We start from the raw sequence: 15,807 nt of genomic DNA, 5'->3' as shown, positions 1-15,807 counted from the left end.
GTGGCTGGTGGACTCTGAGGATCGCGCCGGGTCGGCGGTCGGCGGGAGCCGGCACGGCCCGGCGGAGGTGACCCGGCCTCAGCCGGTGGCGGGCGGCGCTGCGCCGCCGCGGGGCGTCCGGCCGCGGACCGTACCGTCTCGGGCCGTACGGCCGCGAGCCGTGCTGTCGCGGGCGCTGGCGGTGCCGCTGATCCTCGCGCTGGTCGCCCTGCTCCCCGCGCTGGTCACCGCGGAGCCGGGGCCGGGTGCGCACGGCCGGACGTTCTGGCTCCAACTCGCCCTGACCTGCTACGCCGGGGCACGCCTGGCGGCGATGGTACTGGCCGGCCGGCGGCGGCTGGTCCAAGGCGCGTTCTGGCTCTTCTGCTATGTCGCCATGGGCATCGCGCCCCTGGCGCAGACCGTGCTCGCCAGCACCCCCACTCCGGTGGTGGGCCCCCGCTCCGACACCGTTCTCGCGGTGGCGCTGACGCTCTGCGGCTGTGTCGCCTTCGACGTCGGGGCGCTGCTGGCCCGGCACCGGCCGGCGCCGCCGCGGCGCCGGTCCGACCTCACCGCGTCGGTCAGCCGGCCCCGGCTGTACCTGCTGATCGCACTGGCCTACGTCGGCAGCGCGGTGTTCGTCCTCCGGCTCGGCGGCCCCGCGGTCTTCTTCGACAGCCGCGAGGCGCTCGGCGCGAGCCTCCAGGACGGCGGTGACGCCTCCCAGGCCGGAGCCGCCCTGCTGCGCGGCTTCGGCACGGTGCCGGCCCTGCTGGCGCTGGTCATCCTGGTCCGCTGGCTGGCCACCTCGCGGACCCCGCGGCGCAGCCCGTTGGTCCTGCTGCTGCTCACCGGACTGGTCCTGGTCAACCTGGTCGTCAACAACCCCGTCTCCAATCCGCGCTACTGGTTCCTGACCGTGGTCTTCTCGCTGTTCTTCGCGGCCTTTCCCTTCAGCCCCGTCATGTACCGCGCGGCGCTGGTCGGCGGGGTGGCCGCGGCGGTGCTGCTCTTCCCGTTCATGGACCGCTTCCGGTACCAGGGGGACGGCCACCGGCCGGTGGAGTCCGCGTCCTTCGTCGAGCCGCTGACCTTGAAGGACTACGACCAGATGGGGATGTTCGCCAACACGATCAGCTTCGCCGAAGCGGGCTCCGGCCACAGTTACGGCCGGCAACTCGCCGGCACCGCCCTGTTCTTCGTCCCCCGCTCGGTCTGGGACGGCAAACCCGAGGACTCGGGGGTGCGGGTGGGCCAGTGGATGGGGATGACCAACACGAACCTCTCCTCGCCGCTCTGGGCCGAACTCTGGCTGGACTTCGGGCCGGCGGGTCTGGCCGGGGGTTTCCTGGGGCTGGGCTACCTCTGCGCCCGTGGTGACCGCGGGTACGCCAGGCGGACGGTTGACGATCCGCGGCCGGCGGACGTCTGGGCGGTGGTGCTGCCGCTGGTCGCCGGCTACTCCTTCATCGTGCTGCGCGGCCCGCTGCTGCAGGCGGCCGGCCGGGTCGGGATCGCGCTGCTCTGCCTGGCCCTGGTGACCACTCTCCGCGGTGGCCACCGGAGACTGCTGCGCTGAGGCGCCGACCGCGGCGCGGCTTCCCGGAGGCCGGTGGGGGCGGCTCAGCGGCGCGGGCCGGTCCCCGGGAGGAGGGCGATCCGGGTCCACCCGACGAGCGCCTTGAGGGCCGAGCCGAGGCAGAGCCCCCAGGCCGCTCCCAGCACACCCCCGAGCGCGTGCCCGACGAGCAGGAAGACCACCGAAAGCAGCGAACAGACCACCTGGACGGGCAGGGTGGCGCGGGGCCGCAGCAGCCGGAGGGTGAGCAGCGCGCAACTGCCGGCCGCCATGACGGCGTACTGGCTCCCGGTGGCGGGCAGCAGCGCGGCCGACGCCGACCAGGTCTCTCCCAGGAGTTCACCGCCGTACCGGTCCGGCAGCGCCAGCAGGACCGCTGCCCAGCAGCCGGCGACGGCGCTGAGGGCGAGCGCCAGCAGGGCGGTGGCGCGGACCTGCCGGCGGGCCGCCGGGATCCGGTTCAGCAGCGGCGGTCCGAAGGAGGTGGCGGCGCCGAACAGGACGTTCATCGGGCCGAAGAGGGTGGTCGCTCCCCGCAGCGCGCCGACTGCCAGCGGATCGGCGAAGAGGCCGAGTCCGACGACGGCCAGTTGACCGGAGGCGTTGCCGACCGCGAACTCCACGACGAAGCGCCGGCCGAGGTGGCCGCGGCGGAGGAACCGCCCGGGCCGGGCGGTGGCGCCGCGGAGGCTCGGGGCGATCAGCACGGCTCCCAGCACCACTGCGGGGAGGGCGGCGATCCCCCAGACGAGCAGCAGCCGCACGGCGCCGGAGCCGCCGGACTGCCCGGCGAGGGCCGGTGCGGTGACGGCGAGCCGCAGCAGATCCCCGCTCAGCGCGTGCTGGGGCAGTTGGAGAGCCGAGAAGCAGTAGCGGAGCGAGTCCTGGGTCAACACCACCGGGAGGACCAGGCCGAGGGCCACGAGGGCGGGCGCCGTACGCCCCGGGACGGCGGCGAAAACAGCAGCCATGAGTCCCCCGGCGAGCACCGAGGCGGCGGCGGTGAAGACCAGCGCCGATCGGCAGTGGCCGGCCAGCGCCGCCCCGCTGCCGCGCTCCAGCACCAGCGCCTGGCCGACATGGGCGGCAAAGGCCCCCAGCAGCACCGTGAAGACCGCGTAGACGAGGGAGAAGACCGAGAACTGGGCGACGGTCGACAGCCGCGCGGCCGTCACCAGCACCACGATGTTGGTGGCCGCGGCCACCGCCTGGTCCGCCACCGAGCACACGGCGGCGACGGGGGTGCGCGGAGTGCGCCGGACGGGGCGGGCGCTCGCCTGGTCGGCCGTCACCAGCGTGCCGTCTCCGGTCGCCCCGTCACCAGTGGGGCGGGCGACGGTCGGCCGGGTCGGGCCCGCGCCGGACGAGCGCGCTCCGGCGGCCTCGCGGACCGGCCGCCTCCGGCTCGCCGCCCCGCGGCTGCCCGTTCCCGGCCGCGCCGCCCGAGGCGGTGTGCGGCTCCGCCGCCGCCCGCGTCGCCTGGTCGGCGGCGTCCTCCCGGCCGCGCCGGACGGAGGGCCGGCCGTGCCGCCGCCCGTCGCCCTCGGCGTGCAGCACCGCTCCCAGCAGGGTGCCCCCGGCGCCGGTGACCAGCTCCCGGATCCGCTCCAGGTCGTCGCGGCGGACCGCCCGCGGATCGCAGACCACCAGTACCCCGTCGACCCGGTCGGCGAGCGCGATGGCATCGGCGTAGGACAGCAGCGCGGGCGCCAGCACCACGACCACCGAGTCGCTCTCGTCGGCGGTCGAGATCAGCCGGGTCGCGGGGGCCGAGGTGAGCGCCCGGGCGACGTTGCGGACCCGGTTGCCGGGCACGAAGTCGAAGGCCCCGGACTCGCCCGCGTCGACCGGGATCTGGAGGCCGGTGGGCCAGCCGTGGTCGCCGCGCGAAGGGGTGCGGGCCCAACCCGGCCGGACCCCTTCGGCCTCGACCAGCCGGACTGCGAGGCTCGGGGCCCGCAGGTCGGCCTCGACGAGCAGTACCTCCCGTCCGACCTCGACGAAGGAGGCGGCGAGGTTCACCGCGACCTCGGCCGCCAGGTCGATGGCGCCGCGGGGCGCGACGACCAGCAGCCGCCGCCGGTCGGCGAACCGCTGGTCGTAGACGAGCCGGAAGGCCACCGAGCGGTACTCCTCGGCCCGCCGGCCCTGCGCGAGGAGCGCCGAACGCCCCAGCCGAACCCGGGGCAGGCTGCCCAGCACCGGGGCGTGCAGGGCCCGCACCACCTCCGCCTCGGAGCGGGCGGTCGGATCGAAGACGAGCCGCACCCAGGCGGCGAGCAGTCCCAGGCTGAGGCCGATCGCCGTCCCCAGGCCGAGCAGCAGGGGCAGCCCGGGGCCGCTGGGCTCCGCGGGCGGACTCGCGGTGCGGACCACGTATCCGGGGGTGGTGTCGAGCGCCTTCAGTCGGGTGATGTCGCTGTTCAGTTCGGAGATCCTGCCGAGGACTCCGGACTGCACGGAGAGCGTGGTGTCCAGGGCCCGGCCGTCGCTGAGGTCCGCGATCTGTTCGGCCAGCCGGTCGCGCTGTTCCAGCAGCGGCTCCAACTGCTTCTCGTAACCCTCGACCATGTTGTCGATCAGCGACTGGGTCTGTGCCCGGCGGTGGTCGAGATAGCCGTCGGTGAAGGCGTTGGCCCGGTCGGCGGCGGTCGACGGCGAGGAGGCCGTGTAGGCGAAGCGCAGCACGAGCGTGTTGGGCGGGTTGGTGACCTGGAGGTCCCGCAGCAGTCGTTCCGGGTCCTGGGAGGTGCCCAGCCGTTCTGCGGCGTCTGCCGCGACCGCGGTACTGACGGCGGTCTGCCGCTCCGAGCCCATGGAGATCTGCTTGTCCGGCGCGGCGCCGGAGGCGGCGAACGGGTCGACGGTGGCGGAGCGCAGGGTCACCTCGCTGGTGGCGACGTAGGAGTCGGCGGTGCCGAACGCCAGCCAGAGGGCCCCGAGCAGGCCCGCGACGAGCCCGGCGGCGATCAGCGCCCGGTAGCGCAGCAGTTGGCGGAACTGGTCCCGCAGCAGGTCGGGTTCCTCCGCGGGGGCGGGCAGCGCCCGTGCCTCATCCGTCATCGGCGGCCCTTCCCTCGTTCTCCGCCCTCCATGTGGTGCCCCCGTGGGGCGGCTGGGGGCTCGGGGCGGTGGTCGTTCCCGGGGGCCGGTGCCGGGCCGCCGCCGCGAGCGCCTCGTCGAGGAGCGCGGTGACGCGCGCCAGGCCCGCCTCCCGACCGAGCCGTTCCTCGGCGTAGCACAGGCCCCGGGCGCCCAGTTCCCCGGCCTTCCGCGGGTCCGCGGCCAGTTCGCGAACGGCCGTCAGCAGGGCCTGCGGGTCCTCCGGCGGGACGAGCACTCCGGCGGCGCTGCGCCGCACCTCGCCGGCCGTGCCACCGGCCGCCGCGACGGAGGCGAGGACCGGTCGGCCGGCCGCGAAATAGGAGGTGAGCTTGGAGGGGACGCTCATGTCGAGCACGGAGGCCCGCTGGGTGACCGCCAGCACGTCGGCCGCCGCCAGTACCTCGGGGAAGTCGGCCTCCTCGGCGGGGGGCAGGAAGGTCACGTTGGCCGTCCCGCCGGCCAGTTCCCGCAGCCGGGCTCGCTGGCTGCCCTCGCCCATCAGCACCACGTGCAGGCCCGGGTCCCTCCGGGCCGCCTCCAGCAGCACCTCAAGGCCCTGTTTGAGGCCCATGTTGCCGGAGTGGAGCACCACGGTCCGACCGTCGTCCCAGCCCAACCGGGCCCGGGTCTGGTCGCGCGGGCGGGTCGGCGCGGTGATGTGCGTCCAGTTGGGCACCACCCTGAGTCGGTCCCGGGGCACGCCCATCGCGGTGAGCCGGTCGAGGAAGCTCTCGTGGATGACGCCCACCAGACGTGCCCGGCGCAGCAGTCGCCCCTCCACGGCGCGCGCCACGGCCGCCGCCCGGCCGCCGCCCCGGATACCGCTCTGCGCGGCGGCCGCACCCATCAGGTCCTGGACCACGGGCAGGAACGGCACACCGTACCGGCGGGCGATACGCGCCCCGAGGAGGCCGCCCGCCAGGCTGGGGAGTTGTGCGACGACGGCGTCCGGTCTGCCCATCCTCGGAGGAGCGGCGATCCCTCCGACGAGGATGGAGGCTTCGTACAGCGCCCGGCGGCCCGCGCTCTGCCGCCTCGGCACGACGTGCCGTCGGCGGTGTACCCGCACCCCCCGGCGTTCCTCCACGGTGCGCCACACGCCCCGGTAGGCGGGGTCCACCCGCCAGGCGGGGTAGTGCGGCAGCCCGGCCAGCACATGCGTCTCGGTGCGGCCGTCGGCAGCCCAGTGCTCCGCGAGTTGGGTCGCGTAGGGCCCGATGCCCGCCTGTTCGGGCGCGTAGTTGGTGGAGACCAGCAGCACTCGCCGCTCCGGGGCCGGGCCACCCCCCGGGGCCCGTCCGACCTCCCGCTCCGCAACCCCGTCCGGCATGGCTGCGACCGTCCCTCCCCAGAGCCGACCAGCCGACCCTAACCTCTCGGCTCGCCAACATGTCGCGTTTCTCGGATAGTTGGGGCTTTCGCGAATCGGCCGTGGGCCGGCCCCGGCCCGGCTATCGTCGGATTCTCCGGCCCGCTGGTGAGCTGCTCCGCAGGGGAAGGTCGAGACCACAATGCCGCACACCGTCGGCTACGCGCCCGGGGTCTACGACCTCTTCCACATCGGCCACCTCAACCTCCTCCGCCACGCCCGGGGGCGCTGCGACCACCTGGTCGCCGGGGTCGTCTCGGACGCCATGGCCGAGCGGGCCAAGGGGCGGCCCCCGGTGATCCCGCTGGTCGAACGGTTGGAGATCGTCCGTTCCATCGGTTGCGTGGACGGGGCGTTCGTCGAGACCGTGCCGGACAAACTGGAGATCTGGCAGCAGGTCCGGTTCGACGTGCTCTTCAAGGGCGACGACTGGCGCGGTACGCCCAAGGGGGACCGGTTGGAGCGGGACCTGGCCTCCGTCGGCGTCGAGGTCGTCTACTTTCCCTACACCGTCCACACTTCGAGCACCCAGCTGCGGCGAGCGCTGGACTCGCTGAGCGGCACCACCGCGGTCAGACGGAGCGTGTCAACTCCCGGTACCACTTCACCGTGAAGGCCATCAGGAAGAGCAGGTGCGCCGCGCCCAGCGCGGTGTACGCCCCGAGGAAGAGCCGTTCGCTGCCCAGCAGCAGGAAGACCAGGCAGCTGACCCCGTAGTCGACGGGCAGCAGCGCCGCGGCCCGGACCAGCGACGGGCGGGCCGAGCTCCTCGACCCCGACCTCTTCAGGACGAGCTTGTCGGTGAGCAGCCCGCCGAAGAAGATCAGTACGGCGGCGAACTGGTATCCCAGCGGGACCAGCAGCCATCCCGGGCCGGGCAGGTCGAAGAACCGGTAGAAGGAGACCAGCACGGCCGAGTGGAGCGCGACGATCTTGCCGCAGTCCACCAGGTGGTCCAGCCACTCGCCCGCCGCGCTGCTCTGCCCCAGGAGCCGGGCCAGTTGGCCGTCGGCGGAGTCGAGGGCGAAGCCCAGGGCGAGCATGAGGTAGACCGCGAGCGCCAGCGGCCAGGACGGGCGGCTGAGCGCTATCGCCGCCACCGCGGCTCCGCTGGAGACGGCGCTGACCAGCGTCACCTGGTTCGGGCTGAGGAAGCCGCGGTACGCGGCGGCGGCGAACAGCCGCCCGGCCGGGCGGTTGACGTGGCGTGAGTACAGCGAGACGCCCTTCGCCGTCTTCTGCGCACTCCGCAACTCGGCCAGCGCCACGCCGAATGTCCTGCTCCGCACATCGTCCCCCGTGTCCCGAAGTCGCCGGGCGTACGGGCTCTTCCCCCACCGGCATCCCAGCTCTCACCGGGCGTTCGTACCCCGGTATGGTTGCGCCCACTCACGCAGCCCGAAGGAGCCCCAGCCCGATGACACGCAGGTTGCCCCAGGTGACGGCGTTCTGGTCAGCCACCGTTCTGCTGACGTTGACCGGTTGCATGACGGTGCACGGCGAGCGGGAGGTCATCCCCGCGACATCCGAGGCTGAGGCGGCCCGCGTCCTCAAGAAGTTCAACGACGGCTACAACGAGGCCAACCGGGAGCTCGACTCCGGGGTCAGCTCGCGGTACTCGACCGGCGCCCTCGACACCATAAGCCAGGCGGACATCAAGGCCGCCCGGGCCGAGCACCCGGACGGCCGGCCGAACTACTCGGACCTGAAGCTGTCCGACGCCCGCTACGTCATACCGAAGCAGGCCGGCTGGCCGAAGTTCTTCGTGGCGGACACCAAGAGCAACCGCGACGGGAACCGCTGGCTGTTCGTCTTCGTCCGGAACGGCGCCGACGCGCCCTGGAAGGCCTCCTACCTGTCGATCCTCAGCCAGGAGAAGGTTCCCGAGTTCGCCACCGACAAGGACGGCTGGGCCGAGCCGGTCGCGAACGACTCGGCCGCCGGGCTGCGGATCGCCCCGGGGAAGCTGAGCAAGGCGTACACCGACTTCCTGCAGACCGGCGAGGGCGACCTCTTCGAGGAGGGGCGGGCGACGACCGGCCAGCGGGAGGACCGGGACAAGTACCGCAAGACCCCGAAGTACTGGACGCAGTACGCCGACCAGCCGGCGAACCCGCCGCGGTACGCGCCGGTGGCGCTGCGCACCGAGGACGGCGGGGCGCTGGTCTTCTTCGCCGCGCACCACACACAGAAGCAGACGATGGCCGAGGGCTACCGGATCGGCAAGATCAACGACCGGAAGGCCGAGGCGCTGCTGACCGGCGAGGCCAACAAGTCGCTCACGGTGGCGCGGATCTCGGAGTCCGCGGTGAAGGTACCGCTCAAGGGGGACGGCGGCGGGATCCTCTTCCTCAACCGCCTGGAGGGCCTGACCGCCGTCAAGGGCGGCTGAGCGCGCTCGCTCGCCGGCCCCTTGGGAGGCGGCGCGCCGCGGCCGCTCAGTGGCGAGCCCGGGCTGGTTCCTTCTCACCGAGCGGCCGGCTCGGCGCCTTCCGGGGCTCGGCGGATCAACTCACGGGGGAGCCGCCCACCGTCTCAGGGTTTCCCCCGCTTCCGGCCTGCTACCGGCCCAGCGGCCAGATGGCGACGTCCTGGTCGGTACTGTCCCGCGCGTGGCGGGCGCAGGCGTCGGTCAGCGCCTCCAGCAGCGTGAGTGGGTCCGGCAGCTGCCGCTCGGGGCCGCGCAGCCAGCCGACCGATCCGCCGCCTGGCAGCCGGGCTGGCGGTACGAGCACGTAGCTGCCGCGGCAGTGCCAGCGGAGCCCGGGATGCTCGTCCATGGTCTCCGGATGGCAGTCCAGCTCGCACGGCCACCACTCGTCCTCGTCCTCCGGGGTGCCCCGGGTGGCGGTGAAGAACAGCATCCGGCTGTGTGAGCCGTCGTCGCTCTCCGCGACCGGCCCGACCTCCACCCGCTCCTCGTCCAGCCGTTTCAGCGCGCTCCGGCCGGCCTCGGCGGGCACGTCCAGCACGTCGAGTTCGCTGCCGGTGGCGATGATGAAGTTGGCGAGCGGGTCGTCCGCCAGCCAGCGCCCCACCGTTTCGGAGTCGCTGGAGGCCTGGGTCTGCCAGGCGAAGGAGAGCGGGTGCCGGGCGGGGGTGGGGCAGCCGATACGCACACAGGAGCAGCCGTAGCCCTCCGGGTGGGCGGCCGGCGCCAGGGGGAAGCCGGCCGCGACGGCGGCCAGCAGCAGGTTCTCACGCTCGGCGGCGGCTGCCGCGGCCGTCCGGCTGTCGGCCCCGTTCCTGGGGCGGCGGCGCAGCCACTGGGAGAACCTGCTCTCGCGTTGCATCTATCCCCTCACGTCGACCCTTGTCTGCCCATGCTGCCACTATCCTGCGCCCACCGGGAACGCTGCCCGCATTCGGGGGGTCGGTCGGGGGGCTGCCGCTCCGGTCCGGAAGGGGTGCGACGGCCGGTGCGAGCGGGGCGGAGGACGCCTCCCGGGGCGGTGAACTCAGGGCCGTGTGACGGGAACCACCCGAACGGATCACTGTTCGAGACGCCGCTCACAGTGGACCATCTATACGCGTAGGCATTTTCGCGTATGCGCTTCGGAACCCCACTACCGTGAGGAGCCCTCCTTGCGCTCAACCGTCACACCCCGTCGGTACTTGATGTGCCCGCCGGCCTACTTCGAGGTCACCTACTCCATCAACCCCTGGATGGATCCCAGCAAACCGGTCGACCTGCCGCTGGCGCTGGCCCAGTGGGAGGACCTCCGCGACCGCTACCGCTCCCTCGGCCACACCGTGGAGGAACTCGAACCCCGACCGGACCTCCCGGACATGGTCTACGCGGCGAACGGCGCGACGGTGGTCGACGGCCGGGTCCTCGGTGCCCGGTTCGCCCACCCGCAGCGCACCGCGGAGGCCGACGCACACCGCGAGTGGTTCCGGGAGCACGGCTTCAGCGACTTCCACGAGCCGACCCACATCAACGAGGGCGAGGGGGACTTCGCCGTCACCGACTCGTGGATCCTGGCCGGCCGGGGCTTCCGCAGCAGCCCGCTCTCCCACCTGGAGGCCCAGGAGTTCTTCGGGCGCCCGGTGATCGGCCTGGAGCTCGTCGACCCGCGCTACTACCACCTGGACACGGCGCTCTGCGTCCTCGACGGGGACCAGGTCATGTACTACCCGGCGGCGTTCTCGCCGGGTAGCCGTGCCGTACTCGCCCGGCTCTTCCCCGACGCCCTCCTCGCGGAGGAGGGGGACGCGGCGGCCTTCGGGCTGAACGCGGTCTCCGACGGCCGGCACGTACTGCTGCCGCAGGCGGCGGTCGGCCTCTTCGAGCCACTGCGGAGAAGGGGGTACGAACCGATCGGGATAGACCTCTCGGAGCTGCTGAAGGGCGGCGGGAGCGTCAAGTGCTGCACCAACGAGCTGCGCCCCGCGCAGTGAGGTAGCGGCTCCCGAACCACCGATCGGCGGCAGCCGGGCCGCCTCCCCGCCGAACGGGCCGAGCAGGGTGCCGCCATGAGTGTCACGGCGTCTGGCAGACACCGCCAGACGCCGCTGACCCACCGAACCCCGCTGATTACCGACGCCGCTGGCCAGGGAGCGCTCAGTCTCCGCCGGCGGCCTCCACGGCCACCGCTCCCGGCGAGGTGTCGACGGAACCGACCGCGGGCTCCCGGCGGCGCCAGGGGCGGCACATCCCCAGGAAGCAGCAGACCGCCGCCAGCCCGCACACCAGCTGCACCACCGCCATCGGCACGGCCGTCTTCTCCCCGGCGACACCGACCAGAGGTGAGGCGACGGCGCCCGCGAGGAAGGTGGCGGTTCCCAGGAGCGCGGAGGCGGAGCCGGCGGCGTGCCGGGTGCGCATCAACGCCTGGGCGTTGCTGTTGGGCATCGCCAGCCCCATCGCGGACATCAGGACGAACAGGCCTGCGGCGATCGGCACCAGCCCGACCTCTCCGAAGACTCCGCAGGCCATCAGCAGGAGCACGGTGGCCGCCAGGGTGATCACGGTCAGACCGGTGGCCAGCACGCGGTCCAGGCTGACCCTTCCGACGAGGATCCGGCCGTTGATCTGGCCGACGGCGATCAGCCCCACCGAGTTGATGCCGAAGAGCAGGCTGAAGGTCTGCGGCGAGGCGCCGTAGATCTCCTGCACCACGAAGGACGAGGCCGAGACGTAGGCGAAGAGCGCGGCGAAGGCGAAGCTGCCGGCGAGTACGTAGCCGGTGAAGACCCGGTCGGCGAGGAGGGTGCGCATGGTGCGCAGGGTCCCGCCGAGGCCGCCGTCCTGCCGGTGCTCGGGAGGGAGGGTCTCGCGCAGCCAGCGCCACACCACCAGGGTGAGCAGCAGGCCGACGACGGTCAGCACCACGAAGACGCCGCGCCAGTCGGTGATCCGCAGCACCTGGCCGCCGACCACCGGTGCGATGACCGGCGCCACTCCGGAGATCAGCATCAGGGTCGAGAAGAACCGGGCCATCTCCAGGCCCTCGTAGAGGTCGCGGACGACCGCGCGGGCGATGACGATGGCAGCCGCCCCGGCCAGGCCCTGGAGCAGCCGGAAGGCGATGAGGAGTCCGATGCTGGAGGCGATCGCGCAGACGGCGGTGGCCAGGACGTAGACGATCATGCCGATCAGCAGCGGGCGGCGGCGCCCCCACCGGTCACTCATCGGCCCGATGACGACCTGGCCGAGCGCCAGACCCGTGAGGCACGCCGTGAGGGTCAGCTGCACGGTCGCCGCGGGGCTGTTCAGGGTCTGGGTCACATCCGGCAGTGCCGGCAGGTACATGTCCATGGAGAGCGGCGGCAGTGCGGTCAGCCCACCGAGCACCAGGGTGATGAGCAAGCTGGTGCGGCGTTGCTTTCCCAGGGCCGGGCGGGGGGGTGTCCGCTCGGGCAACGCGACGGACTCCGGTGGAGTTTCGGGGTCGTCCGTCACGACATTCCGCACATGGCTGCTCGGGCCGGTCTCCGGCATCGGGTCCTCTCCAGGGTTTGGGATCGATCCCATTGTCTCAAGAGCCACTGACTGCTGCGAGGGGCGGAGGGGTCGACGGGGCCGTGCTCCGCGCGCACCGGGGCCGCGGAGGCGGCACAGTCCTCCCGGAGGAGTGGCCCGACCGGGCCCGGGGGACGCGGCCCCCGCGGTCGCCGAAGCGTCCGGCCCGTGACGTGGACCACGGGCCGGACGGGTGGCGGCGCTCCTGCGCGACTGCTTCCCGATGAGGTGGCGCTTATCGACGGAAGGCGGTTCCCGAGCCCTGTCCGTCGACCCGTTCCCAGAACCGGCCGCCCAGGTCGGCGAGGTAGGCGTCCCGCTCAGCGGCGATCTGCTTCAGCTGGCTGTCGCCTCCCCGGGTGGCCAGGTGTCCCATGTAGCGCTCGGAGAAGTCCTTGTACTCGGCCTGCATCGCCTTCAGCGTGGAGGCGACCCGCATCTCGCTCACCGAGGACAGCTGCGCGATCGGCCCGACATAGCTCTTCCAGCGGCCCTCGATGGCCGCCAGCAGCAGCTTCTCCAACTCGCCGGAACGGCCCATGACGTCGACGAGGTGCCGCAGGCCGAGACCGAGCACGTCCGCCAGCGCGCTGGTCTGCCGATAGTTGCCGTTCCAGGTCTGCTGCTCCTCCGCCTCCTCGTACTCGGCGAGCGGCATCCCGATCCTGTCGGCCAGTCGCTCAGCGGTGAGCTGCCGCCCCCAGCGCAGCTCGCGCAGGGTCCGGGGTTCGATCCCCATCAGCTCGTTGGTGGAGCACCACAGGACGTCGGCGAGAGCGAAGAGCTGTGTCTCGTTGGGCACATGGGATCCGCTCTCCCAGGCGTCGACCAGCTGGGGCGGGACCGAGACACCGAAGCCCGCCATGGCACTGGCGACTTGCGGCGTGGAAAGACCCACCCTCGCTCTGGCGTTTCGCGCCTCCGTAGGTGAAAAGGGAGGTCTGTACACGTAGGTAACACCTCACTGCGCCCGGAGAAGCCTCCGGGGGACGTCTACTGAAATAGCGGTGGAGAGTACGGATACGGACGATCATCCAAGCGGGCGCAGGTTAGCAGATAATCACGTGGTGGGAGTATCCAATCACGGTCCGTTTGCAGGGAACGGAAACCCGAGTGTGCTCCAGGCCTCGCCGAAGGGGCCCGGCGCTGCTTCCGCCCGCCCGGCTGACAGGTTGTCAATTAGCTGTCAATCAGGGCTTATCCGGGCCTGGTCGAGCACTCGGAGGCCACTGGCGGCCCCCGAGCCGAGCAGGTCTGCCCGTCAGCGACAGGTCCGGAGGGCGGTGGGCTTCGTAGTCAAGCTGTGATGAAAGCGGTGCGACCCCGGCCGCCTTCTCGGCGGCCGGGGTCGCGGGCCCGGGCCCGGCGGGCGCTGGTTCACCGCCGCCCCTGTCCGTCCCCCTCGTCGTCGAAGTCGTCCTGGTCGCCGTCCTGGTCGTCGTCCTGGTCGTCGTCCTGGCCGTCGCCGTCACCGTCGTCGTACCCCCGGTCGTCCCCTTCGTCCGACTCCTCGCCCCCGTCCGAGTGGTCGTCGTCCGAATCAGACTCGCGGCCCTCCTCGTCCCCGCGGACGACCTCCCCGTCCCGGATCTCCCCGCGCCAACCCTCCGGCTCCTCCTCGACCCCCAGCGTCACGTAGCGCTGGAAGTGCTTGAGGTCCAGGCGCAGCCGGCGTCCCTGCACCCGCCAGATGTTCCCGGTCTTCTCCAGGAACCCGCTCGGCGAGTACTCGACGACGACCACGATCCGGGTCAGGCTCGGCGCCAGTTCGTGGAAGGAGATCGCCCCGTGCGTGGTCACCTCGCCGGAGGTCTTCCACACGATCCGCTCGTCCGGCACCTGCTCCTCGACGGTGGCCTTCACGTGCCGCTTCGAAGGACCGACCTTGAAGGTCCACTCGGAGGTGACGTCGTCCGAGCGCGACGCCTCGACCACACCCTTCATGAAGCTCGTGAACTCCTCGAACTCCGTCCAGTGGTCGTAGACGCGGCGCAGCGGGAGGCCCACGTCGAGCACCTCGACGATGTTGGTGACCTTCTTGTCCCCCGCCTTGCCGCCGCCACCGCCACCGCCGCCACCGCCGCCGTCGCCACCACCGCCCCCGCCTCCCACGGCCCCCTTGGCCGTGTCGACGACCTTGTCCTTGGCGCCCTTCGCGCCCTGCTTCGCGACCGCCCGCGCGGGGGACTCCCCCCGCAGCATCTGGGCACCCGCCTTCGGCAGCTCGCTGCCCGGTCCCTCTCCCTCAGCCATCTTCTCGGTGAACTCGATCAGGCGGCCCTCGGCCGCCTTCAACAGGCGCTTCGCCTGCGCCTCCAGGTAGTGGGAGAGCTCCTCACGCACCCGGTCCACAGCCGAACCGCCCCCGCCGTCGTTCTCTGGTGGCATGGTCTTGTCACCTCCGTCGGTCGGACTGGTCGGCGGGCGCTCTCCGGCTCGTCCTCCTGGCCGGCGCCGTCTTCTTGGTCGGCCTCTCGGCCACGACCCGCGGAGCGGTCGTCCCCGGGCGGGAACCCGGAGACCTGGGGGCCCTCGCCCTCGGCCGGCCACGGGATTCGGTGCGCTGGTCCTCCCCCGCCTCCTCCTCTCGCGGTCCCCTTTCACGCCGGCGCTCCCCGGAGTCCGTCTCTTCACGCCGCCGTTCCCCGGAGTCCGTCCCCTCACGCCGCCGTTCCCCGGAGTCGGCCTCCGCAGCGCGGTCGCCGTCCGCCGAGTCACCGGCCTCCTCGGAGTCATCAGCGCCTTCGGAGTCCTCGGCGCCCTGCGGCTCCCCGTCCTCGTCCTCGCCGCCGTCCCCGTCGCCCATCGTTCTGCTCCGGTCCGCCAGCGAGTCGGCGAAGCCGGTCAGCCTCCGGTCGACCGCCCCCCGCAGCGCTTGGCGCCCCAGGGAGAGCAACTGCCCGCTCCCCTGCTCGCCCTTCCCTGACAGCTGCGAGAGGTCGCCGAGCTTCCCCGTTCCCGCCGCCAACAACTGCTGCGGCTTCGCCCGGAGTCTCTTGCTGCCCATATAGGCGGCGATCGCCAACGCGAGCTTCGCCTTCCCACTGCGTCCCAGGAGATACCCGCCCGCGATACTCGCGACTAGGGCGGTTCGTGTCCCGTCAGCCATGCGACACCCACTTCCCACCATGTGCACTCAACCTGACCGCCGTCTCTCCGCGATGTGGCGCCATGGCACCAGTCATTCACGCGGCGACCGGGGTCGCTCGGGCTGCTGCGCCGTACGAGTGCCCGCGGCAGCGGGCCGTGCTGGGAGGAGGGAGAGAGGCGGACGAGTCGGCCTGTACGCCGGGTTCTGTCTCCCGGGAGCCTCACGGCGCCCGGGGAGGCGGCCATCCATCTAGGACCGGTGTCACCACCGGCCTCGTGCGGTCTACCCGCGGACTCGGGCGGGCAGCCCTCCAACGTCCGCGCAGGGACGTCTGCGACGCCCCCTCTTGACCTTGCTCCGGGTGGGGTTTACCGAGCCGTCCGGGTCACCCCGGACGCTGGTGGTCTCTTACACCACCGTTTCACCCTTACCAGGCACCTCGCGATGCCCGGCGGTCTGCTTTCTGTGGCACTGTCCCGCGGGTCACCCCGGGTGGGTGTTACCCACCACCCTGCCCTGTGGAGCCCGGACGTTCCTCGGCGGGACCACTCGGGTCCCGACGCGACCGCCCGGCCGGCTCGTCCGCCGTGCCGACCATGGTACGCGGCGGCGCCGCGCCTCGGTAACCGACGCCGGCGGCCCGGTTCGGGCGCGTACCGGCCGACCGGCAGCCTGCCTCCGCCGGCCTCCCGTGCGAGGCCGCGGATCGGGCGGGT

General features: G+C 72.7%; 13 protein-coding genes and 1 other RNA gene. 4 read left to right on the top strand and 10 right to left on the bottom strand.

The features are described 5' to 3' along the window. Positions 1–160 precede the first annotated feature (160 nt). A complete protein-coding gene (locus BGP73_RS02390) occupies positions 161–1,561 on the top strand; it encodes a hypothetical protein (protein WP_069811698.1) in 1,401 nt (466 codons plus the stop codon). A 44-nt stretch (positions 1,562–1,605) separates the two neighbouring features. Here BGP73_RS02390 and BGP73_RS02385 read toward each other — a convergent pair whose 3' ends face one another. The 3 genes from BGP73_RS02385 to BGP73_RS02375 are packed head-to-tail and all read right to left on the bottom strand — an operon-like array spanning position 1,606 to position 5,996. Continuing rightward, positions 1,606–2,853: a hypothetical protein gene (locus BGP73_RS02385; RefSeq protein ID WP_244501054.1), complete on the bottom strand. Its 1,248-nt coding sequence runs from the start codon at positions 2,851–2,853 to the stop codon at positions 1,606–1,608. Positions 2,854–2,878: 25 nt separating this feature from the next. Further along, positions 2,879–4,624, bottom strand: a complete 1,746-nt coding sequence (locus tag BGP73_RS02380; protein WP_069811697.1) for a lipopolysaccharide biosynthesis protein — start codon at positions 4,622–4,624, stop codon at positions 2,879–2,881. Next, positions 4,614–5,996 (bottom strand): glycosyltransferase family 4 protein, encoded by a 1,383-nt coding sequence (locus tag BGP73_RS02375; RefSeq protein ID WP_069811695.1) that lies wholly within the window; start codon positions 5,994–5,996, stop codon positions 4,614–4,616. The genes BGP73_RS02380 and BGP73_RS02375 overlap by 11 nt, the downstream gene beginning before the upstream one ends. A gap of 181 nt (positions 5,997–6,177) precedes the next feature. On the opposite strand from BGP73_RS02375, the gene BGP73_RS02370 reads away from it, so the two are divergent. Further along, the gene (locus BGP73_RS02370; RefSeq protein WP_069811693.1) at positions 6,178–6,648 is read left to right on the top strand and encodes an adenylyltransferase/cytidyltransferase family protein; all 471 of its coding nucleotides are present in this window, start codon (positions 6,178–6,180) and stop codon (positions 6,646–6,648) included. On the opposite strand, the gene BGP73_RS02365 is transcribed toward BGP73_RS02370, so the two are convergent. After that, entirely contained in the window at positions 6,608–7,324 is a 717-nt protein-coding gene (locus tag BGP73_RS02365) for a CDP-alcohol phosphatidyltransferase family protein (RefSeq protein ID WP_244501053.1), read from the bottom strand. The two genes, BGP73_RS02370 and BGP73_RS02365, sit on opposite strands and share 41 nt — an antisense overlap. Before the next feature lie 128 nt (positions 7,325–7,452). On the opposite strand from BGP73_RS02365, the gene BGP73_RS02360 reads away from it, so the two are divergent. Beyond that, positions 7,453–8,427, top strand: coding sequence for a hypothetical protein (locus BGP73_RS02360; protein WP_069811691.1), 975 nt, complete (start codon positions 7,453–7,455; stop codon positions 8,425–8,427). Between the two features lie 169 nt (positions 8,428–8,596). On the opposite strand, the gene BGP73_RS02355 is transcribed toward BGP73_RS02360, so the two are convergent. Then, positions 8,597–9,328, bottom strand: a complete 732-nt coding sequence (locus tag BGP73_RS02355) for a bifunctional DNA primase/polymerase (RefSeq protein WP_069811689.1) — start codon at positions 9,326–9,328, stop codon at positions 8,597–8,599. A gap of 292 nt (positions 9,329–9,620) precedes the next feature. On the opposite strand from BGP73_RS02355, the gene ddaH reads away from it, so the two are divergent. After that, positions 9,621–10,436 carry a dimethylargininase gene (ddaH, locus tag BGP73_RS02350; protein ID WP_374701108.1) on the top strand — a complete coding sequence of 272 codons (816 nt, stop codon included), beginning with the start codon at positions 9,621–9,623 and terminating at the stop codon, positions 10,434–10,436. A gap of 163 nt (positions 10,437–10,599) precedes the next feature. Here ddaH and BGP73_RS02345 read toward each other — a convergent pair whose 3' ends face one another. The 5 genes from BGP73_RS02345 to rnpB all read right to left on the bottom strand — a co-directional run bounded on the left by BGP73_RS02345 (position 10,600) and on the right by rnpB (position 15,672). Beyond that, complete coding sequence (locus tag BGP73_RS02345) at positions 10,600–11,979, bottom strand: Bcr/CflA family multidrug efflux MFS transporter (protein WP_079127132.1); 1,380 nt, start codon at positions 11,977–11,979, stop codon at positions 10,600–10,602. A gap of 256 nt (positions 11,980–12,235) precedes the next feature. Beyond that, positions 12,236–12,802, bottom strand: coding sequence for a transcriptional regulator (locus BGP73_RS02340; protein ID WP_244501052.1), 567 nt, complete (start codon positions 12,800–12,802; stop codon positions 12,236–12,238). Positions 12,803–13,377: 575 nt separating this feature from the next. Beyond that, the gene (locus tag BGP73_RS02335) at positions 13,378–14,388 is read right to left on the bottom strand and encodes an SRPBCC family protein (RefSeq protein WP_069811684.1); all 1,011 of its coding nucleotides are present in this window, start codon (positions 14,386–14,388) and stop codon (positions 13,378–13,380) included. Between the two features lie 7 nt (positions 14,389–14,395). Then, positions 14,396–15,109 (bottom strand): hypothetical protein, encoded by a 714-nt coding sequence (locus BGP73_RS02330; RefSeq protein WP_069811683.1) that lies wholly within the window; start codon positions 15,107–15,109, stop codon positions 14,396–14,398. A gap of 159 nt (positions 15,110–15,268) precedes the next feature. After that, an RNA gene (rnpB, locus tag BGP73_RS02325) (RNase P RNA component class A) lies at positions 15,269–15,672 on the bottom strand. Positions 15,673–15,807: the final 135 nt, after the last annotated feature.

This window comes from Streptomyces sp. TP-A0874 (assembly GCF_001748085.1).
Lineage (GTDB): Bacteria > Actinomycetota > Actinomycetes > Streptomycetales > Streptomycetaceae > Streptomyces.
This window is presented reverse-complemented; position numbering and strand designations above follow the sequence as displayed.

Excerpts from the sequence above, each read along its gene's own strand:
- BGP73_RS02380 (WP_069811697.1), bottom strand. The coding sequence starts at position 4,624 with ATGACGGATGAGGCACGGGCGCTGCCCGCCCCCGCGGAGGAACCCGAC.
- BGP73_RS02375 (WP_069811695.1), bottom strand. The coding sequence starts at position 5,996 with ATGCCGGACGGGGTTGCGGAGCGGGAGGTCGGACGGGCCCCGGGGGGT.
- BGP73_RS02370 (WP_069811693.1), top strand. The coding sequence starts at position 6,178 with ATGCCGCACACCGTCGGCTACGCGCCCGGGGTCTACGACCTCTTCCAC.
- BGP73_RS02360 (WP_069811691.1), top strand. The coding sequence starts at position 7,453 with ATGACACGCAGGTTGCCCCAGGTGACGGCGTTCTGGTCAGCCACCGTT.
- BGP73_RS02355 (WP_069811689.1), bottom strand. The coding sequence starts at position 9,328 with ATGCAACGCGAGAGCAGGTTCTCCCAGTGGCTGCGCCGCCGCCCCAGG.
- BGP73_RS02345 (WP_079127132.1), bottom strand. The coding sequence starts at position 11,979 with ATGCCGGAGACCGGCCCGAGCAGCCATGTGCGGAATGTCGTGACGGAC.
- BGP73_RS02335 (WP_069811684.1), bottom strand. The coding sequence starts at position 14,388 with ATGCCACCAGAGAACGACGGCGGGGGCGGTTCGGCTGTGGACCGGGTG.
- BGP73_RS02330 (WP_069811683.1), bottom strand. The coding sequence starts at position 15,109 with ATGGCTGACGGGACACGAACCGCCCTAGTCGCGAGTATCGCGGGCGGG.